This window comes from Streptomyces sp. NPDC004561, from assembly GCF_053602155.1.
Map to the genome: position 1 here is coordinate 1 of NZ_JBSGDB010000410.1, position 7,887 is coordinate 7,887.

The 7,887-nt window shown below is 72.2% G+C and carries 8 protein-coding genes; 6 read left to right on the top strand and 2 right to left on the bottom strand.

Annotation, left to right across the window (positions count from 1 at the left end; genetic code table 11):
• Positions 1-267: 267 nt before the first annotated feature.
• The 3 genes from ACWEN3_RS35935 to ACWEN3_RS35945 all read left to right on the top strand — a co-directional run bounded on the left by ACWEN3_RS35935 (position 268) and on the right by ACWEN3_RS35945 (position 3,977).
• Positions 268-474, top strand: a complete 207-nt coding sequence (locus ACWEN3_RS35935) for a DUF5999 family protein (RefSeq protein ID WP_059248121.1) — start codon at positions 268-270, stop codon at positions 472-474.
• A gap of 517 nt (positions 475-991) precedes the next feature.
• On the top strand, positions 992-1,522 hold the full coding sequence (locus ACWEN3_RS35940) for a universal stress protein (protein WP_452979730.1): 531 nt from the start codon (positions 992-994) through the stop codon (positions 1,520-1,522).
• Positions 1,523-2,018: 496 nt separating this feature from the next.
• Positions 2,019-3,977: an amino acid transporter gene (locus ACWEN3_RS35945; RefSeq protein ID WP_452979733.1), complete on the top strand. Its 1,959-nt coding sequence runs from the start codon at positions 2,019-2,021 to the stop codon at positions 3,975-3,977.
• A 49-nt stretch (positions 3,978-4,026) separates the two neighbouring features.
• On the opposite strand, the gene ACWEN3_RS35950 is transcribed toward ACWEN3_RS35945, so the two are convergent.
• A complete protein-coding gene (locus tag ACWEN3_RS35950) occupies positions 4,027-4,608 on the bottom strand; it encodes a DUF1707 SHOCT-like domain-containing protein (protein WP_452979736.1) in 582 nt (193 codons plus the stop codon).
• Between the two features lie 125 nt (positions 4,609-4,733).
• Here ACWEN3_RS35950 and ACWEN3_RS35955 point away from each other — a divergent pair, with 125 nt between their 5' ends.
• Positions 4,734-5,129: a TOBE domain-containing protein gene (locus ACWEN3_RS35955; RefSeq protein WP_452979739.1), complete on the top strand. Its 396-nt coding sequence runs from the start codon at positions 4,734-4,736 to the stop codon at positions 5,127-5,129.
• Between the two features lie 4 nt (positions 5,130-5,133).
• On the opposite strand, the gene ACWEN3_RS35960 is transcribed toward ACWEN3_RS35955, so the two are convergent.
• Positions 5,134-5,925 carry a universal stress protein gene (locus tag ACWEN3_RS35960; RefSeq protein WP_452979741.1) on the bottom strand — a complete coding sequence of 264 codons (792 nt, stop codon included), beginning with the start codon at positions 5,923-5,925 and terminating at the stop codon, positions 5,134-5,136.
• A 255-nt stretch (positions 5,926-6,180) separates the two neighbouring features.
• Between ACWEN3_RS35960 and ACWEN3_RS35965 the strand changes: the two genes are divergently transcribed.
• Positions 6,181-6,843, top strand: coding sequence for a CBS domain-containing protein (locus ACWEN3_RS35965; RefSeq protein WP_452979744.1), 663 nt, complete (start codon positions 6,181-6,183; stop codon positions 6,841-6,843).
• Positions 6,844-7,073: 230 nt separating this feature from the next.
• On the top strand, positions 7,074-7,775 hold the full coding sequence (locus ACWEN3_RS35970; protein ID WP_452979747.1) for a response regulator: 702 nt from the start codon (positions 7,074-7,076) through the stop codon (positions 7,773-7,775).
• Positions 7,776-7,887: the final 112 nt, after the last annotated feature.

Here is a 7,887-nt window from a genome sequence, read left to right on the forward strand (position 1 = left end):
GCGTACCCCGCTGTCCGCAAGGGAAGCGGGGTACGCGTGCGTGACGACACCCGTGCCGTCCGGACTAGTCCGCTTCGGCCACCGCGAACCACCCAAAGGGACAGTGCAGTTGGAATGAACCGTCCGCCCGGGTGACGCGTCCTCAACGTGTGAGAAGCGGTGCTGCGAAATCCCTGCGGAATGACGCCCAGAGGGCAACACTGGGTTCCGACCGACTTATCACCACGGGGGACGGCCATGACCACGACAGAGCGAAAGATCCCACCCATGTGCCAGCACCAGCCGCCGTGCCCGCCAGCAGAGTCCGCCGACCGGGAGTCCGCCCGTCTCGTGGCGCACCACCCGGAGCAGGGATGGAGTCTGCTGTGCAACGGCGTCCTGCTCTTCGAGGACACCGGTGAGCTGCTGCCCGACGGACGCATCATCGCCCCGCACCGCCCGCTCGGTGCGGACCAGGTGATGACGGCGGCCTGAGCACGGCAGTGACCTGAGGGGCCGGCCGCACCCACCCGGTGCGCACCGGCCCTGACGCATGTCCGGGCCCGGCTACGGCCCGTGTCCGGCCGCTGGCGCAGCGCTCTCCGCCCCAGCGCATACACGTCCCGCAGCGCTCTCCGCCCCCCGCACACACGTTCCGCACCGCGTTCAGCCCCCGCACACACACGTTCCGCACCGCGTTCAGCCCCCGCACACACACGTTCCGCACCGCGTTCAGCCCCCGCACACACACGTTCCGCACCGCGTTCAGCCCTTGCTCGCGAAGCCGCAGACACCGCGCGCCCGCGACCGCCCCGGTGGTGGATCGCCGACGTGTGCGCGCGTCCGAAACTTTCGACAGCCGCGGCGAGTTCCGGCGGTGCGGCGGGGATCCGCCGGGCGGGCTCCCTCTCGGCTGGTCGTATCTCCCGCGCGGGAGTGGGATGGAAGGGAAGGCCTCGCCGCGGGCGGATCCGCGACGGTCGCGCGGACACCCGCGAGGAACGGTGGAGTCATGTCCGGTTACGACGTCTCGGCGGTCGCACGGGTAGTGGTCGGGGTCAGCGGCTCCCTGGGCAGCGTCACGGCGCTGCGGCGGGCCACCGCGCTCGCCCGCCGCCTGGGAGCCGAACTGTGGCCGGTGCTGGCGTGGGAGCCGCCGGGCGGCGATCAGGCCGCGCGGCGTTCACCCGCCGCGGGGCTGCCGGTCGAGGAGTGGCAGCGGCTGGCCAGGCAACGGCTGGTCTCGGTGCTAGAGGAGATCTTCGGCACGGTGAGCCCGGGTGTGCCGGTACACGCCCTCGTCGTCCGCGGCGCCCCGGGCCGGGCGCTGGTGGCTGTCGCGGACCGCGAGGACGACGTCCTTGTCGTGGGCGCGGGCCGACGCGGACTGCAGCGGGCCTTCTCGGGCCGGGTCTCACGGCACTGTCTCGCCCACGCCGTCTGCCCGGTCCTGGCGGTGCCCCCGTCCCCGCTGGAGTCCGATCTGCTCTCCGTGCACCGGCGCAACACCTGGCATCTGCGCATGGACACCCGGGGGCTGTGAGCACCGGGTGCCGCCACGCTGCCGCTACGAGCGTCGAGGTTCAGGCCCCGGGAGTAACACCCCGGCCGCCGCCCTACCGTGAAGGTGCGACCCGGCCTACGCCGGTCCCGCGCCGATCTACAGACGACCGTGAAGATGCTCCCGCCATCGGGTCGTACGGAACGGCGGGGTCCCGCGTAAGTCGGTCCGGACCGACTCGGGTCGGGAGCGAGTCGACCGAGTCAACCCGGGAACCTCGCCCCCGTCTCAGGAGATGACACTCGGTGGCCGCTCCCCGGCCGGGGACACACCGGGCCACCCGCGTGGCCGCGCACGTCCCGACGGCCCCGGGCCTCGGCTTCTTGATGCGGCTCCGGTACGGCCGGGCCATTCTTAACGCAACGTTGACGCCCACGGCCCCCGGATCCGTGGGCCCAGGCGTCACGCTCTGCATACGCTGGTGCCGCCGTCCGCGTGATGGCCGGAAAGAGCTGAGCCCCACATCAGGAGCACGCCGATGGCCACGACCGAACACCCTCCCAGTACCAGCCGCCTGCGCGCCTGGATGCTGGAGGGGCTGTCCGACATGGGCAAGGCCGGTGGCCACACCGGACCGCACGCCGAGCCCGAGCCTCCGCACAAGGGGCAGCGCTGGTGGCGGGTGATGTGCCTGACCGGTGTGGACTACTTCTCGACCCTCGGCTACCAGCCGGGCATCGCGGCCCTCGCGGCCGGTCTGCTGTCACCGGTGGCGACCATCGTCCTGGTGATCGTCACCCTGGCCGGCGCTCTGCCGGTCTACCGTCGCGTGGCCGAGGAGAGCCCGCACGGCGAGGGTTCCATCGCGATGCTGGAGCGGCTGCTCTCCTTCTGGCAGGGCAAGCTGTTCGTGCTGACCCTGCTGGGGTTCGCGGCCACCGACTTCCTGATCACGATCACGCTGTCGGCCGCCGACGCCTCCACCCACCTGGTGGAGAACCCGCATCTGGCGAACGCCCTGCAGGGCAAGCAGATGCTGATCACCCTGTTCCTGGTGGCGCTGCTCGGCGCGGTGTTCCTGAAGGGCTTCCTGGAGGCGATCGGTGTAGCGGTCGCCCTGGTCGGCGTCTACCTCGCGCTCAACGTCGTCGTCGTGATCGTCGGCCTGTACCACGTCGTCACCGCCGGGCACCTGGTCACCGACTGGACCAGCGCCCTGACCGTGCAACACGGCAACGTCTTCGTGATGATCGGCGTGGCGCTGGTCGTCTTCCCGAAACTCGCCCTCGGTCTGTCCGGCTTCGAGACCGGCGTCGCCGTCATGCCGCACGTCCAGGGCGACTCGGGCGACACCGAGGAGCGGCCGACCGGCCGGATCCGGGACACCAAGAAGCTGCTGACCACCGCCGCTCTCATCATGAGCGGCTTCCTGATCACCACGAGCTTCATCACCACGCTGCTGATCCCGGAGAACGAGTTCAAGCCGGGCGGCCAGGCCAACGGCCGTGCCCTCGCCTACCTCGCCCACCAGTACCTCGGTGGCGCCTTCGGCACGGTCTACGACGTCTCGACCATCGCCATCCTGTGGTTCGCGGGCGCCTCCGCCATGGCCGGCCTGCTCAACCTGATGCCGCGCTATCTTCCCCGCTACGGCATGGCCCCGCACTGGGCGCGGGCGGTGCGCCCGATGGTCATCGTCTTCACGCTCATCGCGTTCCTGGTGACCTGGGTCTTCGACGCCAACGTCGACAAGCAGGGCGGCGCCTACGCCACCGGTGTGCTGGTGCTGATCACCTCGGCGGCGATCGCGGTGACCATCGCCGCGCGCAAGGCGCAGCAGCACCGCTGGACGATCTGCTTCGCCGTCATCGCGGTGGTGTTCGTGTACACGACGGTCGTGAACGTCATCGAGCGGCCGGACGGTGTGAAGATCGGTGCCTGCTTCATCATCGGCATCATCCTGGTCTCGCTGCTGTCCCGGCTGGCCCGCGCCTTCGAGCTGCGCGTGACCAGCGTGACGCTCGACCCGCTGGCGGAACGGTTCATTCGGGACATGGCGAGCCGCAAGATACGGTTCATCGCCAACGAGCCCGGTCACCGCGACAAGGCCGAGTACCGCGACAAGATCGAGCAGATCCGCGCCGACAACGACATGCCGGAGCAGGAGGACTTCGTCTTCGTCGAGGTCACGGTCACCGACCCCTCCGAGTTCGAGGCGGGGCTGACCGTGCGCGGCGAGGTCCTGCACAGCCGCTTCCGGGTGCTGACGCTGGAGTCCGCCTCCATCCCGAACGCCCTGGCCGCGCTGCTCCTGCACGTCCGCGACATCACCGGCTGCACCCCGCACATCTACTTCGAGTGGACCGAGGGCAGCCCGTTCGCCAACTTCCTGCGCTTCTTCCTGTTCGGGCAGGGCGAGGTCGCGCCGGTCACCCGTGAGGTGCTGCGCGAGGCGGAGCCCGACCGGGTGCGCCGGCCGCGGGTGCACACGGGCTGAGCGGAGCACCCGGACGTACGGCCGCGCAACCGGTGCCAGGCGCTAGGCACTAGCGGCCGAACCGGCGCCTGCGCGGCCGTACGTCCAGCCGCCCGAAGGTGAGGTGCCCGTGTATCTCCACGCGGAGCACGACGGGGGCATCCGGGTTCGCGGCGGGCCGCACCTTCGTCCTCCCGTAGCCGAGCACCAGCGAGTCGGCGTCCACGACCATGCCCGGCCGGGTGATCAGCCGCAGCGTGCCGCCCCGCATCTCGACGTCGAGGCGCAGGGTGCCGTGCGTGATCACCGCGCTGCCGAAGTCCAGGGTGACGTCTCCCCAGGCCGACTCGATCTCCATCCGGCGCGGCACCGCCCAGCCGTCCGCGCGCGTGGTCGACGAGCCCTCCTGCTCGATCCGGACGACGTCCTTGGCCGGTGCCGTGCCGGCCTCGTCCGGCAGGTCGGCGGTCAGTGCCGCCAGCTCGCCCATGGTCCGGGCGCGGAGCGCTGCCGCCACGCGCTCGTCCAGCTCCTCCGGCGTGATCCGGCCGTCTCCCGCGGCACCGGACAGCACGTCCACCACACGGTCCCGGTCCGCGTGCGAGGCCCGCAGCCCCGGCGACCCGTCAGTCCGCACCAGCTCGGCCGACATCACTCTCACCCCGATTCGGACGCTCCCGTGGGAGCCGGTCATCACGCACTAACGCTATATCGCGTTATACCCAACGGCCAACCCCACGTCCACGGTTCCCGTCCCGTGGCCCTATCGTGACCCGCATGCAGTCCTACACGATCGGCCAGGCCGCGCGGCTGCTCGGCGTCAGCCCGGACACCGCCCGGCGCTGGGCCGACGCGGGCCGGATGGCCACCCATCGCGACGAAGCCGGCCGGCGTCTGATCGACGGCAAGGACCTCGCCGCGTTCTCCGTGGAACTGGCCAAGGCGGGCAGCGGCGAGGAGGACGCCTCCTACACCTCGGTCCGCAACGCCTTCCCGGGCATCGTCACCGCGATCAAGCTGGGCGACGTCGCCGCCCAGGTGGAGATCCAGGCGGGCCCGCACCGGCTGGTGTCGCTGCTGACCCGGGAGGCCGTCGAGGAACTGGGCCTGGAGGTCGGCATGGAGGCCACCGCGCGCGTGAAGTCCACCAACGTGCACATCGACCGCGTCTGAGCCGTCACCGGCACAGCAGCGCCGCCCACAGGTCGAGCCGGTCCCCCAGCCGGGACAGGTCGCGCCCGGTCAACCGCTCGATGCGCTGCATGCGGTAGTGCACGGTGTTGACGTGCAGGTGCAGCGCCTGTGCCGTGCGCGCCCAGGAACCGTCGCAGGCCAGGAAGGTCTCCAGGGTGGTGAGCAGGGCGGCGACGGGGGGACGGCCGTCCAGCAGCGGGCCGAGGACCGTACGGCTGAAGGCGGTCCGCACCTCGGCCGGCACCCCGGTGAGCAGGGCGTCCAGGCCGGTGAGGGCGCCGGCGTCGGTGAGGAGAGAGGCGCGCGGGGCGGTGGTGCCGGACGAGGTGAGGGCGTAGCGGGCCTGCGCCAGCTGCCCCGCCCGCACCAGCACCACCGGACGCGCGGTGTGCGTGATGACGGACAGGCTGACCGAGCCGACCATGAACCCGCCGACCCCGCCGAAGCCGCGTGAACCGAGCGCCAGCAGCTCGGATCCGTCCGCCGCCTCGGCGAGGGCCCGTGCGGGGTCGCCGGTGACCTGGTCGGTGACCACCTCGATGCCGGGGTGGCGCAGGCGCAGCCCGTCGGCGGCCTCGCCCGGGACACCCTGCGTCCAGTCCTGACCGGTCTCGGGGCCGAGCAGCGGCGCCTGGGCCATGGGCTCGGGCAGGGGCACCCGGACGTGGAGGACCTTCAGCGGCAGGCCCCGCAGCAGCGCCTCGCGCGCCGCCCATTCGGCGGCGGCCCGGCTCTCGGGCGAGCCGTCGAGTCCCACGGTGACGGTTCGGGTCACGGTCTTCCCCTCTCGGCGTCTCCACCTCGCGGCACGAGGGATCCGGTACCAGCGTCGTGACGTGACGGGGCCCGGGTCATGGGCCGGTCGTCCCCCGGCCGGGACCGACCGGCCCCGTCCCGTACCCATGGCATCCGGCCCGCGGCGGACGGCCGAACGGTCCGCCCGAGGGCCGGGCGGCCCCTGTGCCGACCGGCTCGACCAGTAGAACCTGAGGAGGACAGGACCGCCCGCCGAGAGGCCAACGGAGTCACCATGTACGGCACCCCGCACATCGTCAGTGACGTGATGACCCACACGGTCGCCGCCGTCGGCAGGCGGGCCCCCTTCAAGGAGATCGTGCGGATGATGCAGGACTGGCGGGTCAGCGCCCTGCCCGTGCTGGAGGGGGAGGGCCGGGTGGTCGGCGTGGTCTCCGAGGCCGACCTGCTGCCCAAGGAGGAACTGCGCGACGACCCCGCGGCGGGCTACACGCGGCTGCGCCCCGCGGCCGACCTGGCCAAGAGCGAGGCGGTCACCGCGGCGGACCTGATGTCCTCGCCGGCGATCACCGTCCGGGCGGACGCGACCGTCGCCGAGGCCGCGCGGATCATGGCGCGGGCCGGGGTCAAGCGGCTGCCCGTGGTCGACGCGCTCGGCCTGCTGGAGGGGGTGGTCAGCCGGGCCGATCTGCTGAAGGTCTTCCTGCGGGAGGACGGGGAGATCCAGGAGGAGGTGCGGCGCGAGATCGTGGCCCGCCTCTTCCCGCCGCCCCGGTCGGCCGTCCAGCTGGAGGTGGAGGACGGCGTGGTGACGCTGACGGGCCGGATCCCGGACCCCGCCCTGGTGCCCGTGGCCGCCCGTCTGGTGCGGGCGGTCGAAGGGGTGGTGGACGTACGGTTCGACCTCGCCCGCGACCATCGCGGGGCGCACGCGTGACGACGGCCGGGCTCCGGCGTACGACGGGACGCGCGTGGTGATCCCGAGTACGACCGGGTTCGCGCGTGACGGCCACCGAGTTCCCGCGTGACGGCGGCCGCCGGGTGCGAGCGTGCCGGCGCCGGGGTGGGTCGGGGCCGGTCGGCCCTAGTGCGCGCGGCGCCGCCGGGCGATGATCGGGCAGGTGACAGGGCCACAGTCGGTCCGTCTCCAGGGAGCGAGAGGTCGGCATGACCGAGACACGCACCTTCACGGCACAGGATCCGATCCGGGTGTTCCTGCTCGACGACCACGAGGTCGTCCGGCGCGGTCTGGCCGACCTGCTCGACGCCGAACCGGACATCCGCGTGGTCGGCGACGCGGACACCGCCGAGCACGCGCTCGTCCGCGGCCCCGCGCTGCGCCCGCACGTCGCCGTGCTCGACGTGCGCCTCCCCGACGGCGACGGCATCTCGGTGTGCCGGGAACTGCGCAGCCGAATGCCGGAGCTGGCGTGTCTGATGCTCACCTCGTTCGACGACGAGGACGCCCTGCTGGACGCGATCATGGCCGGGGCGTCGGGATACGTGCTGAAGCAGATCAAGGGCTCGGACCTGGTGTCCGCGGTGCGCACGGTCGCCTCCGGCCAGTCGATGCTGGACCCGGCGACGACGGCCCGCCTGATGCGCTCGCTGCGGGCCGACCCCGAGGACATGGCGTCGGTGCCGCCCGAGCTGGCCGGTCTGTCGCCGCGCGAGCGGGACATCCTGGCGCTGATCGGGGACGGCCTGACCAACCGTGAGATCGGCAGGAGGCTGTACCTGTCGGAGAAGACCGTCAAGAACCACATCTCGCGGCTGCTGGCGAAGCTCGGAGTGCAACGGCGGGTGCAGGCCGCCGTCCTCGCCTCCCACCTGGAACCGCAGGATTCACCGGAGCACTCCTCCCGGTGACGACGTCCAGGGTCGGGCGGAGGTGAGCAGGTTCTTCACCCCGGAAACCGGCGACCGCCCAGGGCTCCGCGGCCGTCGCGGGCGGCGTGCGCCCCGGCGGTTCCGCGGTCCC

Bases quoted from the DNA above. Each gene is read 5' to 3' on its own strand.
- ACWEN3_RS35970 (WP_452979747.1), top strand. From the start codon at position 7,074: ATGACCGAGACACGCACCTTCACGGCACAGGATCCGATCCGGGTGTTC.
- ACWEN3_RS35940 (WP_452979730.1), top strand. From the start codon at position 992: ATGTCCGGTTACGACGTCTCGGCGGTCGCACGGGTAGTGGTCGGGGTC.
- ACWEN3_RS35945 (WP_452979733.1), top strand. From the start codon at position 2,019: ATGGCCACGACCGAACACCCTCCCAGTACCAGCCGCCTGCGCGCCTGG.
- ACWEN3_RS35965 (WP_452979744.1), top strand. From the start codon at position 6,181: ATGTACGGCACCCCGCACATCGTCAGTGACGTGATGACCCACACGGTC.
- ACWEN3_RS35955 (WP_452979739.1), top strand. From the start codon at position 4,734: ATGCAGTCCTACACGATCGGCCAGGCCGCGCGGCTGCTCGGCGTCAGC.
- ACWEN3_RS35935 (WP_059248121.1), top strand. From the start codon at position 268: ATGTGCCAGCACCAGCCGCCGTGCCCGCCAGCAGAGTCCGCCGACCGG.
- ACWEN3_RS35950 (WP_452979736.1), bottom strand. From the start codon at position 4,608: ATGTCGGCCGAGCTGGTGCGGACTGACGGGTCGCCGGGGCTGCGGGCC.